The 21426-nt window shown below is 73.8% G+C and carries 21 protein-coding genes; 15 read left to right on the forward strand and 6 right to left on the reverse strand.

What is annotated here, in order from left to right:
- Positions 1-77 precede the first annotated feature (77 nt).
- Together ACFYPH_RS16920 and ACFYPH_RS16925 are read left to right on the forward strand one after the other, a co-directional pair.
- Positions 78-806, forward strand: a complete 729-nt coding sequence (locus ACFYPH_RS16920) for a tyrosine-protein phosphatase (RefSeq protein WP_387182652.1) — start codon at positions 78-80, stop codon at positions 804-806.
- A 75-nt stretch (positions 807-881) separates the two neighbouring features.
- Positions 882-1991 carry a serine hydrolase domain-containing protein gene (locus tag ACFYPH_RS16925; RefSeq protein WP_387182655.1) on the forward strand — a complete coding sequence of 370 codons (1110 nt, stop codon included), beginning with the start codon at positions 882-884 and terminating at the stop codon, positions 1989-1991.
- Positions 1992-2001: 10 nt separating this feature from the next.
- Here ACFYPH_RS16925 and ACFYPH_RS16930 read toward each other — a convergent pair whose 3' ends face one another.
- The gene (locus ACFYPH_RS16930; protein WP_387183140.1) at positions 2002-3273 is read right to left on the reverse strand and encodes a lycopene cyclase family protein; all 1272 of its coding nucleotides are present in this window, start codon (positions 3271-3273) and stop codon (positions 2002-2004) included.
- Between the two features lie 117 nt (positions 3274-3390).
- Between ACFYPH_RS16930 and ACFYPH_RS16935 the strand changes: the two genes are divergently transcribed.
- The 4 genes from ACFYPH_RS16935 (at position 3391) to ACFYPH_RS16950 (ending at position 6927) form a co-directional block, all read left to right on the forward strand.
- A complete protein-coding gene (locus tag ACFYPH_RS16935) occupies positions 3391-4227 on the forward strand; it encodes an ArsR/SmtB family transcription factor (RefSeq protein WP_387182658.1) in 837 nt (278 codons plus the stop codon).
- 294 nt (positions 4228-4521) lie between these two features.
- Complete coding sequence (locus ACFYPH_RS16940; protein WP_354861277.1) at positions 4522-5016, forward strand: hypothetical protein; 495 nt, start codon at positions 4522-4524, stop codon at positions 5014-5016.
- A gap of 87 nt (positions 5017-5103) precedes the next feature.
- A complete protein-coding gene (locus ACFYPH_RS16945; protein WP_387182661.1) occupies positions 5104-5715 on the forward strand; it encodes a class F sortase in 612 nt (203 codons plus the stop codon).
- 105 nt (positions 5716-5820) lie between these two features.
- Positions 5821-6927, forward strand: a complete 1107-nt coding sequence (locus ACFYPH_RS16950; RefSeq protein ID WP_387182664.1) for a magnesium and cobalt transport protein CorA — start codon at positions 5821-5823, stop codon at positions 6925-6927.
- Positions 6928-6978: 51 nt separating this feature from the next.
- On the opposite strand, the gene ACFYPH_RS16955 is transcribed toward ACFYPH_RS16950, so the two are convergent.
- The gene (locus ACFYPH_RS16955; RefSeq protein WP_354861271.1) at positions 6979-7689 is read right to left on the reverse strand and encodes an MBL fold metallo-hydrolase; all 711 of its coding nucleotides are present in this window, start codon (positions 7687-7689) and stop codon (positions 6979-6981) included.
- A gap of 89 nt (positions 7690-7778) precedes the next feature.
- Here ACFYPH_RS16955 and ACFYPH_RS16960 point away from each other — a divergent pair, with 89 nt between their 5' ends.
- A complete protein-coding gene (locus ACFYPH_RS16960) occupies positions 7779-8549 on the forward strand; it encodes an SGNH/GDSL hydrolase family protein (RefSeq protein ID WP_387183143.1) in 771 nt (256 codons plus the stop codon).
- A gap of 44 nt (positions 8550-8593) precedes the next feature.
- Positions 8594-9013, forward strand: a complete 420-nt coding sequence (locus ACFYPH_RS16965) for a YchJ family protein (RefSeq protein ID WP_387182667.1) — start codon at positions 8594-8596, stop codon at positions 9011-9013.
- A gap of 36 nt (positions 9014-9049) precedes the next feature.
- Here the strand turns inward: ACFYPH_RS16965 and ACFYPH_RS16970 are convergent, their stop codons facing one another.
- Together ACFYPH_RS16970 and ACFYPH_RS16975 are read right to left on the reverse strand one after the other, a co-directional pair.
- Positions 9050-10369, reverse strand: coding sequence for an MFS transporter (locus ACFYPH_RS16970; protein WP_387182670.1), 1320 nt, complete (start codon positions 10367-10369; stop codon positions 9050-9052).
- A 209-nt stretch (positions 10370-10578) separates the two neighbouring features.
- The gene (locus tag ACFYPH_RS16975; RefSeq protein ID WP_354861264.1) at positions 10579-11655 is read right to left on the reverse strand and encodes a hypothetical protein; all 1077 of its coding nucleotides are present in this window, start codon (positions 11653-11655) and stop codon (positions 10579-10581) included.
- 190 nt (positions 11656-11845) lie between these two features.
- Between ACFYPH_RS16975 and ACFYPH_RS16980 the strand changes: the two genes are divergently transcribed.
- The 4 genes from ACFYPH_RS16980 (at position 11846) to ACFYPH_RS16995 (ending at position 16358) form a co-directional block, all read left to right on the forward strand.
- Entirely contained in the window at positions 11846-12976 is a 1131-nt protein-coding gene (locus tag ACFYPH_RS16980) for a peptidoglycan-binding protein (RefSeq protein WP_387182674.1), read from the forward strand.
- A gap of 146 nt (positions 12977-13122) precedes the next feature.
- Complete coding sequence (locus ACFYPH_RS16985; RefSeq protein WP_363940170.1) at positions 13123-14697, forward strand: FMN-binding glutamate synthase family protein; 1575 nt, start codon at positions 13123-13125, stop codon at positions 14695-14697.
- A gap of 471 nt (positions 14698-15168) precedes the next feature.
- Positions 15169-15780, forward strand: a complete 612-nt coding sequence (locus ACFYPH_RS16990; protein ID WP_387182677.1) for a GNAT family N-acetyltransferase — start codon at positions 15169-15171, stop codon at positions 15778-15780.
- Positions 15777-16358 (forward strand): GNAT family N-acetyltransferase, encoded by a 582-nt coding sequence (locus ACFYPH_RS16995; protein ID WP_387182680.1) that lies wholly within the window; start codon positions 15777-15779, stop codon positions 16356-16358. Before ACFYPH_RS16990 ends, ACFYPH_RS16995 begins: the two co-directional genes overlap by 4 nt.
- Here the strand turns inward: ACFYPH_RS16995 and ACFYPH_RS17000 are convergent.
- Positions 16253-17227: a helix-turn-helix transcriptional regulator gene (locus tag ACFYPH_RS17000; protein WP_387182682.1), complete on the reverse strand. Its 975-nt coding sequence runs from the start codon at positions 17225-17227 to the stop codon at positions 16253-16255. The two genes, ACFYPH_RS16995 and ACFYPH_RS17000, sit on opposite strands and share 106 nt — an antisense overlap.
- Before the next feature lie 94 nt (positions 17228-17321).
- Between ACFYPH_RS17000 and ACFYPH_RS17005 the strand changes: the two genes are divergently transcribed.
- Positions 17322-17759: a VOC family protein gene (locus ACFYPH_RS17005; RefSeq protein ID WP_387183146.1), complete on the forward strand. Its 438-nt coding sequence runs from the start codon at positions 17322-17324 to the stop codon at positions 17757-17759.
- A gap of 57 nt (positions 17760-17816) precedes the next feature.
- Positions 17817-19004: a DNA polymerase IV gene (gene dinB, locus ACFYPH_RS17010; RefSeq protein ID WP_363940177.1), complete on the forward strand. Its 1188-nt coding sequence runs from the start codon at positions 17817-17819 to the stop codon at positions 19002-19004.
- A gap of 31 nt (positions 19005-19035) precedes the next feature.
- On the opposite strand, the gene ACFYPH_RS17015 is transcribed toward dinB, so the two are convergent.
- Positions 19036-20691, reverse strand: coding sequence for a hypothetical protein (locus ACFYPH_RS17015; protein ID WP_363940179.1), 1656 nt, complete (start codon positions 20689-20691; stop codon positions 19036-19038).
- A gap of 274 nt (positions 20692-20965) precedes the next feature.
- Here ACFYPH_RS17015 and ACFYPH_RS17020 point away from each other — a divergent pair, with 274 nt between their 5' ends.
- Complete coding sequence (locus ACFYPH_RS17020) at positions 20966-21304, forward strand: hypothetical protein (protein WP_387182686.1); 339 nt, start codon at positions 20966-20968, stop codon at positions 21302-21304.
- The last annotated feature ends 122 nt before the right edge of the window (positions 21305-21426 follow it).

Consider the following 21426-nt stretch of genomic DNA (forward strand, 5'->3'; position numbering starts at 1 on the left):
CAACCTACCGGGCGGTGACCTCGGGCTGGCCCGTCGGGGGCCGCCACGCCGGGGCCGGAGGCACTAGGGTCTGCCGGATGGACCGGCACGTCGCGTTCGACCGTCTGCACAACTTCCGCGACCTCGGTGGTCACCGCACCGACGACGGGCGTACGGTCCGCTGGCGCCTGCTCTACCGCTCGGACTCGCTGGGCAAGCTGGCGGGCGCCGACCTGGACCGGTTCCACGCCCTCGGCGTCGGCACGGTGATCGACCTGCGGTATCCGTGGGAGATCGCCGCACGGGGTCGAGCACCGCAGATCGACGGGCTGGCCTGGCACAACCTCAGCATCGAGCACCGCCCCTACGATCAGGCGACGATCGAGGAGACGGTCGACCCGTGGCGCTACGTCGCCGACCGGTACGCCGAGGTCGCCGAGGACGGGGTCGCCGAGCTGCGCCAGGCGTTGGAGGTGATCGCCGCCGCCGAAGCGCCGCTCGTCTTCCACTGCGCGTCCGGCAAGGACCGCACCGGCCTGCTGGCCGCGCTGCTGCTGGCCCTGCTGGGCGTCGACGAGGAGCAGATCGTCGCCGACTTCGCGCGCACCGAGCTGGCCACCGAGCGCCTCATCGCCGACTGGCGGGCCCTGAACCCCGAGCGTGAGCTGCGCTGGCCCGGGTACGGTCGCGCCCCCGAAGCCGTCATCCGGCACTTCCTGGCCGACCTGACCGCCGCGTACGGGTCGGTGGTCGGCTACGCCACCGACCGTCTCGACGTGAACGAGTCGTTGACCACTCGGCTGCGGGGGCGGCTGCTCACCGACTGAGGGCACCGCGCAGGTCGCGCCGGTGGCCGATAATCATGCGCGCGATCGCTGCCTGCTCTGTCAGAGTCGACGACCGTGGACGGGAACTGGGACGGCCTGCGGGCCGACGTACGGCAGACGATCGACGAGCTGATCGCCAGCGGCCGGGAATCCGGGGTGCAGGTCGCCGCGTACCTCGACGGCGAGCCGATCCTGGCGGTGCAGGCCGGGATCGCCGACCGGGCCACCGGCCGGGCACTGGGGGCGGACACCCCGGTCTGGAGCGCGTCCACCGGTAAGGCCGTCACCTCGACCGTGGTACACGTGCTGGCCGAGCGCGGCGAGCTGGACTACGACCTGCGGATCGCCGACGTGTGGCCGGAGTTCGCCCGGCACGGCAAGGAGCGGATCACCCTGCGGCACGCGCTCACCCACACCGCCGGCGTGCCCGTCCTGCCCGCTGACGTGACGCCGGAGGACTTCACCGACTGGGACCGGATGTGCGCCGTCGTGGCCGACGCGGAGCCGATCGCCCCACCCGGCGAGGTGAAGGCGTACCACGCGTGGACCTTCGGCTGGCTGGTCGGTGAGGTGGTCCGCCGGGTGACCGGCCGGCGCGTCTCGGCGGTGCTCGCCGAGGACGTGGCCGGGCCACTCGGTGTGGCCGACGAGCTGTACCTCGGTGTTCCGGCGGCCGAGCTGGGCCGGCTGGCCCGTGTCGAGGACCGCAACATGGCGGCGCTGTTCGACTACGCGAGTGCCAACCTGCCGAACTTCGACCGGGTCGCCCCGGCGGGCGTCCGACCGGGTGCGCAGGTCGGCAGCCGCGCCGACGTCCTGGCCGCCGACGTCCCGGCCACCGGCACCGTGACCGCGCGGGCGGCGGCACGGATGCTCGCGGCGCTGATCGGCGAGGTGGACGGTGTCCGGCTGATCTCGCCGGCCCGACTGCGGGAGGCGACGACGCTGGACGGGCCGCCCGGACCGGAGTGGGTGTTCGGGCAGGAGGCGACCTGGGGCCTCGGGTACGCGGTGGACGACGACGGTTCGTTCGGCGCGGCCGGCAGCGGCGGCAGCCTCGCGTACGCGTACCCGGAGCTGGGGTTGACTATCGCGGCGACGAAGACGCTGCTCGGGGCCGGTGACGGTGACCCGATGGAGGACCTGCGCGTGCTGATCCGCGACCGGGTGACCGCCCGGCGCTGACCGGCCCGGGTCAGGTTTCCGAGTCGGCTACGGGCCGGAGCGGCCGGCCCACCACGGCCGCCGGGATGGCCGGCGCGGGCCGGGCGGGCCGCAGCCGGTCGCGCACGCGGTGCGCCGCGTCGCCGGCCGTGGCGGCGATCATCGGCAGCAGTCGAGTGGAGTTCATGATCGCGATCTCCTCGGCGGGGGTGGTGACGCCGTCGAGGAAGCGCAGGACCCGCTCGGGCGGGTTGCGGTCGAAGAGCCGATCGAAGAACTCGGGACCGCCGACGCCGCCCCGGTCCAGCGCGCGCAGCGCCACCGCGTCCATCCAGCGGTGCCGGGCCGGGTACGCGGCCTTCGGCACTGGCGGCTGGCCGGCGGCGAGCGCGCGGGCCACCTGGTCGGCCTGGCGGTACATGGCGGAGAAAGTGAAGCCGGTGGAGGGGCGGGTCGCGCCCCCGGCCGTGCCGAGGCGGACGACGCGCGGCGAGGGCCGGGCCGAGAACGGCGCGTCGGTCATCGGGATCACCCCGTTCTCCACCTCGCGGACCCGCAGCCCCGCCGGGTCGAGCCCGAGCAGGTCGCGGTAGCCGGCCAGCGCCCTGTCGTACCCGGCGTCGGTGAGCAGGCCGGGCGAGAACTCGGTGTACTCGACCAGGGCGTACCGGTCGCTGACCGGCAGCACGTAGCCGAAGGAGACGCCCCGGGCGGGCTGCGGGGTGCGGAAGTCCATGAGCACCGCCCGCCGCGGGTCGAACGCCGGTCGGTCGGACTCCAGCCACCAGCCGCGGAAGTTTTGCAACCAGGTCGTCCGCCCGGCTCGCGCGGGTGGGCGGGGCCGGGAGTCGAGCACCCAGCCGGCCCGTACGACACGCCCGTCGCCGGTGCGGACGACCACCCGGGTGCCGTCGTCGGTCACCGTCTCGGCCGGGGCGACGATCCGGATGGCGTCCAGCCGACGCTCGGCCTCGGCAGCCCGGTCGTAGACCGGGCCGGAGCGCAGCATGGCGTACCGCAGCGGGGTCAGGTCGAGGACGCGGCGCCGCCCGGGCGTCGCCACCTCGACCTGCCGCCAGCTCGCGCTCAGCAGTGGGTCGAGGTCGGCGCTCGGGTCGCCCCAGAACGCCCAGGTGCGGTCCTGGCCGCGCCGGCGCACCGGGTCGACGACGGCGATCCGCAGGTCGCGGACGCCGTGCCGGTCCAGCGCGGCGAGCAGCAGCGAGGCGGCGCCCCCGCCGCCGAGCAGCGCGAGATCGACGTCGAGCGGGGCGGAATCGGTCACCGCACCACGCTGCCACACCGCCCCGGCGGCCGCACACGCCGCTCCGGCCACTCGACCCCACGCGAGGTCGACATGCAACCATTCGGTTGCCTAAGTTATCGGCAACCAAATGGTTGCTTTTCAGGGGGGCGGCGGATGGACGAGGCGTTCCGGGCACTGGCCGATCCCGGCCGGCGGCGGCTGCTCGACCGGCTCAACGCACGCAACGGCCAGACCCTGCGAGAGCTCTGCGACGGGTTGCCGACGACCCGGCAGGCGGTCAGCAAGCACCTGTCGGTGCTGGAGGCAGCCGGCCTGGTGACGACCGTCCGGCGCGGCCGGGAGAAGGTGCACTTCCTCAACGCCGCTCCGATCAACGCCATCGCCGACCGGTGGCTGAGCCGCTACGACCGGCAGCGGGCGGCAGCGCTCGCCGACCTGAGCACCGCATTGGAGGAACAGCCCATGGCAAGCCCCACGTTCGTCTACACGACATACGTCACCACCACCCCGCAGCGGCTGTGGGCCGCGCTCACGGAGCCCGCGTTCACCCGCCGCTACTGGGGTGGGGTCGCGCTGGTGTCCGACTGGCAGGTCGGGTCACCGGTGCTGTGGCAGGACGCGCCGGAGGGCGAGCCTCGCGATCTCGGCCAGCGGGTGCTGGTCGCCGAGCCGTACCGTCGCCTCTCCTACAGCTGGCACGGCTTCCAACCCGAGCACGCCGAGCACTTCGGCTGGTCCACCGAGGAGTTGGCCGCTCGGCTCGGCGAGCGCCGGTCGACGGTGACCTTCGAGATCGAGCCGCACGGGCCCTCGGCCGTCCGGTTGACCGTCATCCACGACGACTTCTCTCCGGACAGCGAGATGCACCGGGCGATCAGCGGTCAACTCGACGGCAGCGGCGGCTGGCCGGAGCTGCTGGCCAACCTCAAGACCCTCCTGGAGACCGGCGAGCCGATGCCCGAACCGGCACCGGCCGAGCGGGCCGGCTGAGCGGGCCGGCGGGCATTCCCGCCGTGGTTGGGCCATACCTCGCCATCGGCCCAGCCGCGACAGCCCGACCCGAGCGGACATCGATCGGAGCACCGGCACCCCTCGGGCCGTCCGGGGCTAAGCGCTGCTCTCCCCCGCCTTCGGGTGGACACGTGACGGCAACGAAGGTTTCTCATTTTCACCTGATCGGGGTCCCAACCGACCTAGTGTTGGGCACACCGGTGCTAGTCACGGAGTTGGCCACCCGAACGACGTCCCACGCAGTCAGCGGACGAAAAGTGAGGGAAGACGCGTATGAAGGTCTCAACAGCACTCTGCTCTGCGGCGCTCGGCGTGGGCCTCGGCACGCTCCTGCTGCCGGGCGCCGCACTGGCCGACACCGTCGTGTCACCGGCCACCACGCCGGTCGGAGGAACCGTCGTGCTCACCGCGACGACCTGCAACCCGAAGTCGGGTGACGTCATCTTCCGGGTCACCGGACCCAACCGCGACGAAAACGTCCGATCCACCACGGCCGCCGCCGGCGGCGGCCTCAGCGCCGAACTGTTCACCGCCGGGTTCACCCTCGGCACGTACACGGTGGCCGCGACCTGCGGCGACGGCAGCTCGGCGGGCAGCGCCACGTTCACCGTCACCCCGATCGGTGGCGCCCCGGCCGGCTCGGGCGGCGACAACCGCGACGGTCGCGACGCGGGCGCCCTCGCCGCCGGAGGCACCCTGCTCGGCACCGCCGCCGCTGGCGCGGTGCTCCTGTTCCGCCGGCGTCGTCCGGTGTCCACCGTCGCCTGACCGGCGACGCGCTCCATCCCTGAGGACGGGTGCCCGTGCCGGTGACACCGGCACGGGCACCCCGACGATCCCTACGGAGGTCAGCACGTGTGGAGGCGACGGACCCTGCCGGCGGTGGTCGCCCTGCTCGGCGTGTCCGGGCTGGGGCTGATCACCGTCGGCCTCTCCGCCGAGCCGGCGCGTCCCCCACGCCCGCCGGTCGACGCGCCGACACACACCCGGCCCGCGCCGGACCTGGCCCCGCTGCCCCGCGCCGCGCCCGTCCGGGTCCAGATTCCGGCCATCGGTGTACGCGCGGAGATCGTCGCCGTCGGCGTGGACGCCGCCGGGGTGCTGGAAGTCCCCCCGCTGGACAAGCCGACCCTCGCCGGCTGGTACCGACACGGCGTCAGCCCCGGAGAGACCGGCAACGCCGTCCTGGTGGGACACGTCGACTCGCCGGCCGGCCCGGCGGTCTTCTTCGACCTGGGTCGACTGCGCGCCGGCCAGGAGATCCAGGTCACCCGCGCCGACGCGCGGGTCACCACGTTCACAGTGGACGGCGTTCACGCGTACCCCAAGGACCGCTTCCCCAGCGGCCTGGTCTACGGCCCGGCGGACGCCGCCGGACTGCGCCTGATCACCTGCGGCGGCCGGTTCGACGACACGACCGGCAACTACGTGGACAACATCGTCGTCTTCGCCACCCGCACCGCCTGAGCCGACAGCCCCCGCTGTCGGGAGCCAGACGCCGCTGGGCAGAATCCGGTGGCACCATGCCCTGCGAGCACCGTGGCCGCGTCGGTGCGCGGGAGGGGGCGCGTCGTGGATCAGCGAGCGGTACGGGACCGGGCCGGTCGAGGCGTACGCGCCCTGGCCCGGCGGCTGCTCGGCCGCCCGGGCGGTGAGGCTCCCACGCCCCGCCGATCCAATCCGGACGCCGTGGTCGACTGTGCCGTCTACGTCAACGGCCGACGCGAGCCGGGCCGGCCGCACTACGCCGACGCGTACGCCCGTGCCCGCCGGGGCCGCGGCGCCTTCGTCTGGCTGGGGTTGCACGAGCCGGGGCCGGCCGTGCTCGCCGCCGTGGGGCGCACCTTCGGCCTCGACGAGCTGACCGTCGAGCAGGCGCTCGCCGACGGGCACCGGCCCACCGTGCAGCGGCACGGGCCGGTCACCCTGCTGGTGCTGCGCACCGCCGGGTACGTGGAGCACGCCGAGCTGACCGACACCTCCGAGGTGATCGACACCGGCGACGTGATGGTGCTGCTCGGCGACCGGTTCGCCGTCACCGTGCGGCACGGCGCCGCCGGTGCGCTGCGCGACGTCCGCGCCGACATCGAGCGCCGCCCCGCGCTGCTGGCCGCCGGACCCTGGGCGGTGGCGTACGCGGTCTGCGCCCGGATGGTCGACACGTACCTGGAGGTGGCCGGGCACGTGGAGCGGGACCTGGAGCGGGTCGAGGAGGCGGTGTTCGCCCGCGACCGTTCGGCCGACATCCAGCACATCTACCAGCTCAAGCGGGAGGTGGTGGAGTTCAAGCGGGCGGTGCTGCCCCTGCAGACGCCCATGCGGATGCTGCTCGACCCGGGCGCCGACGGGCCGCCGCGTGCCCTGCACCGCTGGTTCGTGGACGTGGACGGCCGGTTGGCCCGGGCGGTGGACCGGGTGGCGGCGTACGACGACCTGCTCACCTCGATCGTGCAGTCCCGGTTGGCGCAGCTCGCCGTCGAGCAGAACAACGACATGCGCAAGATCGCCGCGTGGGCGGCCATCGCGGCCACCCAGACCGGCATCGCCGGCGTCTACGGCATGAACTTCGACCACATGCCCGAGCTGGCGTGGCGCTACGGCTACGCCGGGGCCCTGGCCCTGATGGCGGCGGCGGCCCTCGCCCTGTACCGCCTGTTCCGCCGCTCCGGCTGGCTCTGAGCCGCGGCGCGATGGTGGGCATCGCGGCCGCGAGCGGTCAGCGCGGGCAAGTCAGCGCGGGCGGCTCAGGAAGGCGCGGATCCGCTCCCGCGGGCGGTCGGTCAGCTCCGGGCCGTGGGTGAAAGCGGCGATGTCGTACTCCAGCTCCCCGAGCACGTGGGAGGTCTGCCGGGTCATCCGGAAATCGCTGCACAGCAACTTCGGTGACCAGCGGACGCCGAGCACGTTGAACAGCGCGTCCCCGGTGATCAGCAGTCGGGTCGGCTCGTGCAGCAGCGACACGTGACCGGGCGAGTGCCCGGGGGTGTGCACCACCCGCAGGCCGCCGCCGACGTCGAGCACGTCGCCGTCGGCGAGCGGCTGCGCCACCCGCACGGCGGGAAACCGGCCGCCGGCCACCCGGGTGAAGAACCGGCCGCCGGTCACCGCCGGGTCTGCGGGCGGGTTGTGGCCGGCCTCGGCGTACGGGATGTCGTCGGCGTGCGCGGCCACCGGGGCGCCGGTGCGGCGGGCCAGTTCGGCCGCGCCACCCGCGTGGTCCGGGTGCGCGTGCGTCAGCACGATCCGGGTGACGTCGGCCGGCACCTTGCCCATCGCGGCCAACCCGCGCACGATCCGGGCCGGCGCTTTGGCCAGCCCGCAGTCGACGAGCGTGACACTGCCGTCGTCGTCGACGAAGGCGTACGAGTTGACGGCCGAACGCCCCACGGTGGGGATCCGCCAGACGTTCGGGGCGAGCGATATCGCGGGGGAACGCGTCATGGTGCGAGTCTAGGGAGAATCGTCAACCATCACTGCCCGTCGACCACCGGCCCGCCACCGTCCGGGCGGGGGCTAACCTCGCCCGGGTGATGTGGCAGCGGTACGTGGCGATCGGCGACAGCACCACCGAAGGGCTCGACGATCCGGACGACGCCGGCGGCTACCGGGGCTGGGCCGACCGGTTCGCCCTGGCGGTGGCGCGCGCCCAGGGCGGCCTGGAGTACGCGAACCTGGCCATCCGTGGCCGGACCACCGCGCGAATCCGCGCCGAGCAGCTCCAGCCGGCCCTCGATCTCGCCCCCGACCTGGCCACCGTGGTCGCCGGCATGAACGACGTGCTGCGCCCCTCCTTCGACGCGGACCAGGTCGCCGAGGACATCGCGGCGATGCAGCGGGCGCTCGTCGGGCAGGGCGCCACCGTCCTGACCTTCACCATGCCGGACCCGGCGCCGGTGATGCCGCTGGCCCGGCCGCTGCGGGGCCGGATGCTGGCACTCAACGAGGCCCTGCGCGCGGCCACCGCGCAGACCGGGGCCACGCTGCTCGACCTGGGAGCGCATCCGGTCTCCTCCGATCCGCGGCTGTGGAGCGACGACCGGCTGCACGCCAACAGCGCCGGGCACGCGCGGATCGCCGCCGCGCTGGCGTACACCGCGGGTCTGCCCGGGTTCGACGACTCCTGGACGGCGCCGCTGCCGCCGGCGCCGCTGCGACGCCGCGCCGAGGTGCTCGGCGCCGAGCTGGCCTGGGCCCGCCGGCACCTGCTGCCCTGGGTGGCCCGGCACCTGCGCGGCCGGTCGTCCGGGGACGACCGGGTCGCGAAACGGCCGGTCCCCCTGCCGGTGGCGCTGGACGGCTGACGGCCGGCCACTCGGGGCGCCCGGCGGTGCGGCAGGATGGCGGGATGGGCAGGGGTACGGGTGGCCGGCGGGCGAACGCGACGACCGGACGGGTCTGCCCGTGCGGCTCCGGCCAGGCGTACGCCGACTGCTGCTCCCCGGTCCACGGCGGTACCGCGCAGGCGCCGACGGCCGAGGCGCTGATGCGCTCCCGGTTCAGCGCCTTCGCCCTCGGCGACGCCGACTACCTGCTGCGCAGTTGGCACTCGTCGACCCGACCCGCTCGGCTGGAGCTGACCCCGGGGCAGCGGTGGACCCGGCTGGAGATCGTCGAGACCGAGCGCGGCGGTCTGCTCGACGCCACCGGCACGGTGACGTTCCACGCCCACTACCGCGAGGCGGGTCGGCCGGGCACGCTGACCGAGCACAGCCGGTTCGTCCGCGAGGCCGGCCACTGGGTCTACCTCGACGGCGACCAGCCCTGACACCTGAGCCGCGAGGTCATCGTGGGGATCCAGCCGTCACGGTGTCGGTCCGGAGTGTCGCCGGCGGGCCAGCAGCGCCAGCGCCACGACGAGGTACGCCCCGGCCGCCGCCGCGAACGCCACCGCGTTGCCGGCCGCCGTGGCGACGAGACCGTAACCGGCGTACGTCCCGATGATCAGCAGGTCGGTGGCCATCCCGGCCAGCGAGGTGACGGTGGCCCGACTGGTGCCGGTGATCCGGGCCTGCAACCGCGCGTCGGCCAGCACGGTGGCCAGTTGCGCGGCGCCGAACGCCACCGCGAGCAGCACGAAACCCGCCGGGTGCCGGACCAGAGCGCCCCCGGCCAGCGCGACGGCGACCAGGCCGAGCAGCACGGCGTACCCCCGGTGGCCCAGCCGCTCCCCCGCCGGGGCGAGCAGCCCACCAACGGTGACGCCGGCCCACAGCAGCAGGAGCAGCAGCGGCACGGCCTGCGCGCCGACGCCGGTGTCCACGGCCAGCAGCGGCGTGTACTCGTCCAGCGCGCCCCAGTCGGCGGCCACCACAGCGACCAGCAGGACGGCCGCCCGCACAGGGGGCCGGGAGCGGACCTGCGTCACACCGGCCCGCAGCGTGTCCCACCAGGTCAGGTCGCCGTCGTCGTCCGGTGTCGCCGACTCGGGCGGGTGATCGCCGCGCAACGCGGCGACGGGCGGCACGGCAACCGCCGGGTCGTACGCCGGTGGGGGCGGGTCGTGCACGGGCCGGGACGGTGACGCGCCGGGCGGCGGGCGGTGCTCGGGGAACCGGGCCGCGACGGCGGCGGCGAGCAGGCAGGCGAGCACGCTGGCCGCGCCGACCGCCGGGTACCCGCCGATGGCGAGCACCGGGCCGGCGAGCACCCCGGTGACCACCACGCCCAGCACACCCGCCGTCCGTGCCCGACCGAGCACCCGGGCGTACCGGCCGGCGGCGCCGAGCCGGTCCAGTTCGGTCCAGACCAGCGCCTCCAGAGCGCCGGACACCAGCGCCCCGCCGGCGCCCCACAACAGGAACCCGACCGCGAAGGCCGGGTACGACGGGATCAGCACCCACAGCGCGTAGCCGGCGGCGGTCACCAGCGGGGCGAGGCGCAGCAGCAGCCGGCGCGACACCGCGTCGGCCCACGCGCCGGACGGCACCTCGAACAGGATGCCGGCGGCCGACCAGATGACGAACAGCGATGAGATCTGCCCCACCGACAGGCCGGTGTCGGCGAAGAGCACCACGTACAGCGGGTAGAGCAGGACGAGGTCACTGAGGAACGCGTACCCGTAGAGGGTCACCGACAGCCGGCGGACCGCCGGGTCGGGCACGCGCGAGGCGAGGTGGGTCATGGGGCCTTCCCGTGGGAGTGGAGACGGACACCGGACGTGCGGTGCCCGTGGCGGTCCACGGGTGCGGCCTACGGCGTTGGATCAATGTCGCCAGGTCATGTCGGCGATGGTAGACCGGCGTCAGGGTGCCGGCCAGCGCTTTCGGCGTGCCGGCCCGACGGGAGCGGGGCGGGATCCGCGTGGATCCCGCCCCGCCGTCGCGCCGAGGTTCAACGCCGGTGGGGATCCACCGGCGGGATGACCGTCGTGGTCTCGCTGTCGTCGCTGCTGCTGCGCTGGCCCGGAACCCCGCCGCTGATCACCTGGGTCGTGTCGGCGTCACGGTGGGGATCCACCACCTGCGTGGTGTCCGGGTCGGTCGAACGGGCCACCACCTGCGTGGTGTCGTCGACGCTGTCGGCGGGACGGGTCACCACCTGGGTGGCCTCCGGGTCGGACGGCCGGGTCGTCACCTGCGTCGCGTCCGCCTCGGCGGGACGGGTCACCACCTGCGTGGCCTCCGGGTCGGACGGCCGGGTCGTCACCGGGGTGGCGTCCGCGTCGGCGCGGGCGGCCGTCGAGCGGGCCAGTTCGGCCTCGGCGTCGCGGCGACCGGCCCGGTAGGCACGGGCGTGCGTGGCGATCAGCTGCGACTCCTGCTCGGCGCGGGTCAGCCACGCCTCCCAGCGACTCTGCATCGGACGGATGAGGCCGCCACCGACCCCGACGACGAGGATGCCGCCCACAGTGGCCAGCACCGCGATCAGCACCGGGGTGGTGACCGCGGTGGCCACGCCGATCTGGTTCAGCGCCGCGATGACGCCCAGGCCGAGGATGAACACCGAGGCGATACCGGCCAGCACCCGACCGTACGACAGCCCGCCGAGCGCGCCGCTGATGATGTCCTTCACGGCGTTGGCGATGGCGGCGGCGACCACGACGATGACGATCGCGACGAAGGCGCGGGGCAACCACGCGACCACGGCCGTGATCAGGTCGGAGATCGGGTTGGGCCCCCAGATGCCGAAGGCGAGTTGCAGGGTGAGCAGCAGCACCGCGTAGTAGACGAGCTTCGCGACGATGTCGCTGGCGTCGTACCGGGAGCGGTTCAGGGCCCGGCGGATGCCGCCGCGCTCGACGGCGCGGTCGAAGCCCACGCGTTCGAGGACCTTCTCCACGATCTTCAGTACGGCCTTGGCGATCAGCCAACCGGCCACCAGGATCGCCAGGAAGGCGACGGCCTTGGGCAGGAAGAGCATCACCGAGCGAAGGGCGTCGCCCACCGCGTCGCTGACGTTGTCACTCATAGGGTCGTTCCTCCATGCGGAGCAGCCGGGATGGTAGGCCACCGACCTACCCCCACCAGCGGACGGGGAAACGCCGCTCCCGCTTCCGAGGGTCTAGCGCGCGGACGAGTCTTGGCAATATTCTCCGGAGTACGTGCGGCCACTGGAGCTACTTTTCATCCCCCCGCCGTCGGCCGCAGGAGGAGATGTCATGCACGTCGACCATTCCGAAGTGGACCGCCGAACGCTGCTGCGGGCCGGTCTCGGCGCGGCCACGGTCGCCGTCGTCGGAAGCGAACTCGCCTTCTCGGGCGCGGCGCAGGCCGCTCCCGGCACCGACCTGGACTGGATCATCAGCTGCGACGAGTGGGCCGCCCGCCCGCCGAAGGACCCGCTGTCGGTCAGCGCCATCCCCACCAACAAGATCATCGTGCATCACATGGCGTTCCCGAACGTCACCGACTACTCCCGCGAGCAGGCGGTCAAGCTGGCCCACGACTGCCAGGACCTGCACATCGACGGCAACGGCTGGTCGGACACCGGCCAGCACTTCACGGTGAGCCGCGGCGGCTACGTGCTGGAGGGCCGCCGGGGCAGCCTGGAACGCCTCGAAGCGGGCGACCGCCAGATGATCTCGGCGCACTGCCCGGGCGAGAACGGCCGGGCCATCGGCATCGAGAACGAGGGCACGTACGTCACCGAGACTCCACCGGAGGCGCTGACCGACTCGCTGGTCAAGCTCTGCGTGGCCATCTGCCGGCAGTACGGGCTGCACGCTTTCGACATCTTCGGCCACTGGGACTTCCGCACCACCGACTGCCCGGGGGCGGCGTTCTACCGGCAGTTCCCGCAGCTGCGGCGGCGGGTCCACGCGGCCCTCGGCACCAAGCTGGGTGACGTGCCGGCCCGCCGCTGGCCGGATCTGTGGCGGTTCGTCAACTCGCCGTCGGTCCGGGTGGTGCAGCACCTGCTGGCCTACCAGGGCTACGCCGTGACGGTCAGCGGCACGTTCGACGCCGCGACCGTGGCCGCCGTGCAGGACTGGCAGGCCCGCAACGGCATCGCCGTGGACGTGGACGCCACGCTCACCACGCCGACCTGGGAGACCCTGGCGCCCGAGCTCGACCAGCACGCCGCCGGCGCGCCGGTCACGGCCGTCCAGGAGATCCTCGCGACCAAGGGGTACGCGGTCACCGTCACCGGCGCGTACGACCACGCCACCCGCGGGGCCGTGCAGGACCTGCAGGCGCTGCACGGGCTGCCCCGCAACGGCAAGCTCAGCACGAGCACGTGGTGCGCGATCGTCGGCGGCACGGTCCGCCAGTCGTTCACGCACCACTGACCCTCCGCCGGAGGCGGCGCGGGGTGATCCCGTGCCGCCTCCGCCGCGGGCGGACGCTGGTCAGCAGTACGCACCCGGGGCCTGAGCAGCGCAATGTCGCCGGCGCGTCGGTTTGGCCGACGGCGCGGGCGGAAAGGTTGCCGAGCATGACATGGGCCCGTCGAGCCGTACCCGCCGTCGCCGCCGCCGTCGCGGCACTCGCCGCGCGGGATCTGATCCAGCGCGACCACGCGCTGCTGCGCAACTTCCCGGTGCTCGGCCGCGCCCGGTACCTGCTGGAGGCCATCGGGCCGGAGCTTCGGCAGTACATCGTGGCCGGCAACGACGAGGAACGCCCGTTCACCCGCGACCAGCGTCGCTGGGTGTACGCGTCGGCGAAGCAGGAGAACAACTACTTCGGCTTCGGCACGGACAACGACATCGAGCACACGCCCGGCTACCCGATCATCAAGCACCGCACGTTCGGCCGGGCCGTGCCGCCGTCGTCCCCGACGGCCGGACACGACGTACGGCTGCCGTGCGCGAAGGTGCTGGGCGCGGCGCGGGATCGGGCACGCGCGTTCCGACCGGAGTCGGTGGTCAACATCTCCGGGATGAGCTTCGGCTCGCTCTCCGGCAACGCCATCACCGCCCTGAACAAGGGGGCCGCGCTCGCCGGGTGCCTGCAGAACACCGGTGAGGGTGGCCTGTCGCCGTACCACCGCAACGGTGGTGAGCTGGTCTTCCAGCTCGGCACGGCGTACTTCGGCTGCCGCGACGAGCACGGCCGGTTCAGTCTCGACCGGCTGAAGGACCTGGTCGCCGGCGCCCCCGTCCGGGCCTTGGAGATCAAGCTGAGCCAGGGCGCCAAACCGAGCCTCGGCGGGCTGCTGCCCGGGGCGAAGGTGTCCGCCGAGATCGCCGCCACCCGGGGCATCCCGGCCGGGCAGGACTGTGTGAGCCCGTCGCGGCACGCCGAGTTCTCCGACTGTGACAGCCTGCTCGACTGGGTGGAGCTGCTGGCCGCCGAGACGGGCCTGCCGGTCGGCATCAAGTCGGCGGTCGGCGACCTCAGCTTCTGGCAGGAGCTGGCCAGCCTGATGCGGGACACCGGCCGGGGCGTCGACTTCATCACGGTCGACGGCGGCGAGGGCGGCACCGGCGCCGCGCCGCTGATCTTCACCGACTCGGTGTCGCTCCCGTTCCAGCAGGGCTTCTCCCGGGTCTACAAGGTCTTCGCCGAACACGACCTGCACGAGCAGGTGGTGTTCGTCGGCAGCGGCAAGCTCGGCCTGCCGGACAACGCCATCGTGGCGTTCGCGCTCGGCTGCGACATGGTCAACGTCGGTCGGGAGGCGATGCTGTCGATCGGCTGCATCCAGGCGCAGAAGTGCCACACCGACACCTGCCCCACCGGGGTGGCGACGCAGAACGCCTGGCTGGCCCGGGGCCTCGACCCGACGCTGAAGTCCGTCCGGGCGGCCAACTACCTGCGGACGCTGCGCCGGGACCTGACCAAGGTCGCCGAGGCGTGCGGCGTCGAACACCCCGGCCTGATCGGCACGGACGCCGTGGAGATCCTGGACGGCCGCACCGGCTCCACCCCACTGCACGAGGTGTACGGCTACCGACCGCACTGGGGCCTGCCCTCGCCGGCCGACCAGAAGGAGATCATCCGGCTGATGGCCCCGGAGTCGCCCCGGGGTGGCAGCGCCCCTCCGTCGGCGACCGCCGTCGGCTGAGGGCGGCGGCTGAGGGCGGCGGCTGAGGGCGGCGGAATCAGACGCGGCCCACCGCTCGGGGCGGCCATGACTCCGACGAGCGGTATACCTATGGGTCATATTTATGACTCACAGGTATATGGCTCTGCCGCATCATGCCCACCGGTCGCGCTGCCGGACCGCGCGGGTCGCGCGCGGCGCCTCCGGAGCGCGGCGGAGCGGGGTCGCGCAGATCGCGCGCGGCGCCTCCGGAGCGCGGCGGAGCGGGGCCGCGCAGGTCACGCGCGGCGCCTCCGGAGCGCGGCGGAACGGGGCCGCGCAGGTCACGCGCGACGCCTCCGGAGCGCGGCGGAACGGGGTCGATGTCGCTTCGCCCGGCACGAAGGTCGCGTTGGGCAGCATGCGGATCGACGGGCCGGGGCATTCGTCATCGGCGATCGCCGACCGGTAAACGCGTGGAGCTGCTGCCGGCGACACCCGTATCGTGGCGCGGTGCTGATCAGACGCGAGACCCCCGCCGACGTCGACGCCATCCGCGCGGTGCACGCCGCCGCCTTCGCCAAGACCACGGACGACGCCGCGCCGGTCGAGGCGACGCCGGTCGACACACCGCAAGTCGAGGCGACGCCAGTCGACGCACCGCAAGTGGACACACCGCAAGTCGAGGCGACGCCGGTCGAGGCGACGCTTGTCGACGCGCTGCGGGCCGACGAGGGCTGGCTGCCCGCGTACTCCCTGGTGGCGACCGATTCGGACGGCCAGGTGGTGGGGCACGTGGTGGCCACCCGCGGCCGGGTGGGCGGTGAGCCGGTGGCGTTGGGCCTGGGGCCGCTCGGCGTGCTTCCCGCGTGGCAGCGTCGCGGTGTCGGCACGGCGTTGATGCACGCGGTGCTCGGCGCGGCCGACGCCCGCGACGAACCGCTCGTGGTGCTGCTCGGGCATCCCGGGTACTACTCGCGCTTCGGGTTTCGGCCCGCCGTCGAGTTGGGCGTCACCCCGCCGCAGCCGTGGGGTCCGCGGTACTTCATGGCCCGGCCGCTGAACGCATGGCGCGAGTCGATCCGGGGCGAGTTCCGCTACGCCCGCCCCTTCGACGACCTGTGAACCCACCGCGCGTCCGCCGCCGGCGTGCCGCCGACCTCGACGGCTGCATCGCGGCGCTCGCCGACGTCCACCGGGTGGACCGCTATCCGCTGAACTGGCCGGCCGACCCGCACCGCTGGCTGCGCGAGCCGCACCCGGCGCGCGCCTGGGTCGCCGTCGACCCCGCTGGAACGATCGTCGGACACGTCGCGGTGCACCGCCTGCCCGACCCGGCGGACGAGCCGCGCGCCGATCCGACGGCCGAGGTGGCTCGGCTCTTCGTGGCGCCGGCCGCCCGCGGGCTGGCGCTGGGCAGCACTCTGCTGGCCCGGGCACGGCACTGGGCGGACGCGCGCGGGGTGCGTCTGGTGCTCGAGGTGGTCGCCGACGGCGCCGCGGCCGTCGCCCTGTACGAGCGCACCGGATGGCGGTACACGGGCAGCAGCACGGCATCGTGGACCGCCCCGGACGGCAGCCCGGTGTCGCTGCGGCGTTACACCGTGCGCTCCGACGCCGACCCGGCCATCGCCGCGAGCCGGCGGGCGAGCAGGGCGGCGGCCTCGCGCAGCTCCGCGGGCTCCACCACCTCCACCTCGTAGCGCAGGCGGGCGATGTGCGCGGCGAGCCCGTCCAGGCTGTCGCCGCCGACGACGAGCACGCACCAGCCGTCGCGACCGGCCTCGACGCGTCCCACCTGTGGTGGGACCGCCTCGCGCACGCGCTCGGGCGGGGCGTGCACCCGCACCCGGGCGAGATACCGGTAGGGCGCGTCGGTCACCGACCGCTGCACGAAGGCGATCGGATCCGGATGGTCACGCGCCGGGAAGCGCCAGGTCGTCGCCACCGTGGCCCGCATCCGGTCCAGGCGGAACGTACGCCAGTCGTCGCGATCGACGTCCCAGGCCATCAGATACCAGCGACGGCCGGTGGTGACCATCCGGACCGGCTCGACCGTCCGCTCCCGCTCACCGCTGTCGCGGCCGGCGTAGTGGAACCGCACCCGCACCGCGTCACGACAGGCACGGGCGAGTGTCACCAGCAGCTCCGCGTCGATCTCGACCACCGGGCCGATGAGCGTCTCCGTCCAGCCGTGCACCGCTCGCACCTCGGCGCGCAGCCGCGCCGGCATCACCTGGTCGAGTTTCGTGAGTGCCCGCAGGGCCGCCTCGGCTGCCCCGGCGACCGTGCCTCCCGACGCCAGTCGCAGGGAAACCGCCGTAGCGATCGCCTCCTCGTCGTCGAGAAGCAGCGGCGGCAGCCGGGTGCCCGCGCCGAGCCGGTAGCCGCCGCCAACGCCAACCGACGCCTGGACGGGATATCCGAGTGCGCGCAGCCGTTGCACGTCACGGCGCACACAGCGGTCGGTGACACCCAGCTCGGCGGCGAGCTCGGCGGCCGTCCACGACGACCGCCGCTGCAACAGGGCCAGCATCCGCAGCACCCGCTCCGTCGTCGCCTCCACCGTCACCCGCCGATCGTTGCACGAATAGCGGAACGATCCTGTCCGCAAGGCACGAGAGGGTGGCGGCATGACCAGCCAGACCAGGAAAGAGGGAGCTGTCATGGCCCGCGAGGTGCAGATAACGTTCGACGCCGCCGACCCGGCCAGCCTGGCGGCGTTCTGGGCCGAGGCCCTCGACTACGAGTTGCAGGGGCCGCCCGGGGACTTCGACTCGTGGGACGCCGCACTGGACGCGATGGGTGTGCCGCCGGAGCGCCGCAACGACGCGTCCGCGGTGGTCGACCCCAAGGGTGCGGGGCCGCGCCTGTTCTTCCAGCGCGTGCCGGAGGGCAAGCAGGCCAAGAATCGCGTCCACCTCGACGTGCGGGCCGCCCCCGGGCTCACGGGTGACGAGCGGATGGCGGCCCTGGAGGCGGAGGCTGAACGGCTCGTCGCCCGCGGCGCCACCCGCCTCGCACGGCACGAGCCCACTCCCCCGCTCGGCGCCGGTCACCTCGTGCTCGCCGACCCCGAGGGCAACGAGTTCTGCCTCGACTGATCGGGCGTTCGCCCAGCTCACTGCCGCGATGGTCGGGCCTCGTGCGAACATGTGTACGTGTCGACCGGCGCCCACATCCTGCACGCCGACCTGGACGCCTTCTACGCGTCGGTCGAGCAGCGCGACGACCCGCGCCTGCGGGGGCGGCCGGTGATCGTCGGCGGTGGTGTGGTGCTCGCCGCCAGCTACGAGGCGAAGGCGCGGGGCGTCCGCAGCGCGATGGGTGGCCAGCAGGCGCGCAGGCTGTGCCCGGACGCCATCGTGGTGCCGCCCCGGATGGCGGCGTACACGCAGGCCAGCCGGGCGGTGTTCGAGATCTTCCGGCAGACCACGCCGCTGGTCGAGGGGCTCTCCATCGACGAGGCGTTCCTCGACGTGGGCGGCCTGCGGCGGCTGGTCGGCGCACCGGCCGACATCGCCGAGCGGCTGCGCCGGGAGGTCCGCGACCGGGTCCGCCTGCCGATCACGGTGGGCGTGGCCCGGACGAAGTTCCTGGCCAAGGTGGCCAGCGGGGTGGCGAAACCGGACGGGCTGCTGGTCGTCGCCCCCGACGCCGAGGTGGAGTTCCTGCACCCGCTGCCGGTGGAGCGGCTGTGGGGCGTCGGGCCGGTCACCGCGGCCAAGCTGCGGGAGCGCCGGATCCGTACCGTCGGGGAGGTGGCCCGGCTCGGCGAGGCCGCGCTGGTGTCCCTGCTCGGGGCGGGCGCCGGCCGGCACCTGCACGCCCTGGCCCACATGCGCGACCCCCGGTCGGTGCAGGTCGGCCGCCGCCGGGGCTCGATGGGCGCGCAGCACGCGTTGGGACGTACCCCGCATGCCCCGGCGGAGCTGGACGCCATCCTGGCCGGCCTGGTCGACCGGGTCACCCGACGGATGCGGGCGGCCGGGCGGTCCGGGCGCACGGTGGTGCTGCGGCTGCGCTTCGGCGACTACACCCGGGCCACCCGCTCGCACACCGTCGGCAAGGCGACCGCGGACACCGTGCCGCTGCTCGCCGCCGCGCGGGCGTTGCTGCAAGCCGCGCTACCGGAGATCGACAGGCGGGGCGTCACCCTGGTCGGCGTCTCGGTGGGCAACCTCGACGACAACCCGGTGCAGCCGGAACTGCCGTTCCAGGCCGACCCCGGGGCCGACCTGGACGCCGCGGTGGACGCGGTCCGCGACCGGTTCGGCTCCTCGGCGCTCACCCGGGCGGTGCTGCTGGGCCGGGACCCGGGCGTCGAGATGCCGCTGTTGCCGGACTGACGGCACGACGCACTGCCCCGCCCGGATGTCGTCAGGACCGCGAGGTCGCGGTGTTGCTCAGATGACGACCGACATATCCGATGTAGATGGCGCCGCTACCGGCCGAGTCGTCATGAAAGTGCAGCCGGGGAGAGACGGTTGCCAATGTGCCGAGCCGCACGTGCGCCCCCATGAAGACCCGACCCCGCGGGTCGACGCCCGGCGGCACCGGCAGCGTCCGCTGCTGAGCGAAGCGCCGGTTGTTCCGTACGGTCTGCGACTCGTCGCGGGCCACCTTGCCGGCGGAGATGACCCGGCCGCCCTCGGCCGGGGTCTCGCACCAGAACTTGAAGTCCCCACCGGACCAGCCGTCGCGTCTGGCCCGCGCGTAGTCGGCCATCGCGAGCATCGCCTGCCAGGCGAGTTGAGACCAGTTCGAGTGGGCGGCATGCTCGTCCAGGTCGAGGGCGAGACCGCGGTCGCCGGTGAACACCACGTCGGGCGCGAGCACGTCGAGCCGGTCGAACAGCTCGGCGAACGAACTCGGCAACGGATCCGGAAGTTCGGGCGGGGCGTACGCCTCCGCGTGCCGGTTGAGTTCCCCCAGCCGCTGTCGAAGGGCCCGGATCGTCGCGTCGCGCCCCTCCAGCTCGTTGCGGGTGAACTCCAGTTCGGCGGTGAGATCCAGCAGCTCGTCCTGTTGCCGGCTGATGGTGGCCCGCGCCTGCCGGTCGGCATCGTCGGCCGTCTCCAGCAGGCTGGTGAGGATCTTCACCTCGTCCGCGAGGGCGACGCGCTGGTCGTCGGCGGTCGGCCGGCGGGTTGCGCTGCGGAAGAAGTCCCGAAGTGACAGGTTCAGGCCCTTGAGGGCGGCCGGTGGGAGGGAGTTGGCGGCCAGTTGCCGGGGCAGGGCCGAAAGCGCTCGGGCCGCGCGATGCGACTCCGTCTCGATACGGCGTCGGCTGAGCACGCGGTGGCGCAGCCCGTCCTCGACGAGCGCCGGATCGACGTCCGGGAGGTAGGTCCGGATACTGCCCGGCCCGATCCCGTGCGTCGCGCCGATACCGTCGTTGAAGGCCTGCGCGGCCGTCGGATCGAGGATGTACAGGCTCGCCAGGCCGGGGAGGTCGGCCATCAGCCGTGTCACGAGCTGGCGCCACCGCTCGAACGGCTCACCGCCGGGCGCCACCGCCACCACGACCGGCAACCGCCGTCCCTCGACGCAGACCAGGTCCAGCAGCTCGTCGACGGCCGGGGCGGGGACCGCGACCGGCGCGCTGCGCAGCGGCGCCTCGCCGTCGAACGCGTCGACGGCGTCCAGCAGCAGCCGAACCAACCCGGGCGTCCGCGGTGTCGGGACCGGGACGCCGGGCGGTGCGGTGGGCTCGATGTTGACCGACACCCAGGTCCGGTACGGCGAACGGCCACCTACCACGGCCACCGTGCTGACCCAGGCCACCCCGTCCTTGCGCGTTTCCCGCAGCTGCCATCCGTAGGCCGTGTTCGTGGCGGCGTGCAGCAGCACCACACCCGGTGCCAGGGTCGACGCGCCCGCGTCGAAGCGCTCCACGTCGTAGCGCTTCTGTCGTAGCCACGCCCGTAGTTGCTCGCGGACCCGGACGACCGATCCGGCGAGGTCCAGGGAGAGCTCGAATGCGGTCCGGTAGGGAACGACCGAGCCTGAACCCTCCTCGGCGGCAGAAGGCATGGACTGAAGGGTCGTCAACAGGACACTCCTCGGCGGGAGGCACGTGGGACGCCACCGTACCGACCCGTGTCAAGGGACGCGAGCAGATGTCAGAGAACCCCTGTTCCCCCGACTGTCGGTACCTGCGCCTCCGCATCTCGGGCGGGGCTGGCTCGCCCGCCGGTCGCATCGGCGCTGCCACGCAGATCACAGCAGGTGGGGGGTTTTGCCGGCGGTGCGAGTGGAGACGTTTCGGGGAATCAGCCTGACAGGGGGGACCACCATGTCCGACGACATGAGCAACCGTGCGAGCCGGCGTGCCGAGCGTCCGCGCGACGTGACCGATCCGCTGCTCTGGCAGCTCGCGCTCGACGTGCTGGCCGCACACGAGTCGGACGAGGAGGGCGCGTGCCGCAACCTGCTCTGCGCCGGCCAACCCTGGCCGTGTGCGGCGCGCAGCAGCGCTGAACAGTCGCTCCGGCTGGCCCGTCGGGCGGACGAGACACCGCCCACAGCCGCCCCGCAGCGACCCGACGCCGCCACGTCGACCGGCCGGGTCCCGGAGCGGGCTTCGGCTCCGCGGCAGACCCGTACCACCGGGTCGCTGTCGACGGCGACCGCCTCGGCCGCCTGACGCCCACCCGCCTCCCCGACATGACAGCGGGGGGGGGGGGGGGGGGGGGGGGGCGGCCGCCGGGCGGTGGGGGTGGTGGAGGGGCTGGGGGGGCGCGGGCGGGGCGGGCGGGGGGGGGGGGC

Origin of the sequence: Micromonospora sp. NPDC005252 (assembly GCF_042872475.1) — a bacterium.
Lineage (GTDB): Bacteria > Actinomycetota > Actinomycetes > Mycobacteriales > Micromonosporaceae > Micromonospora.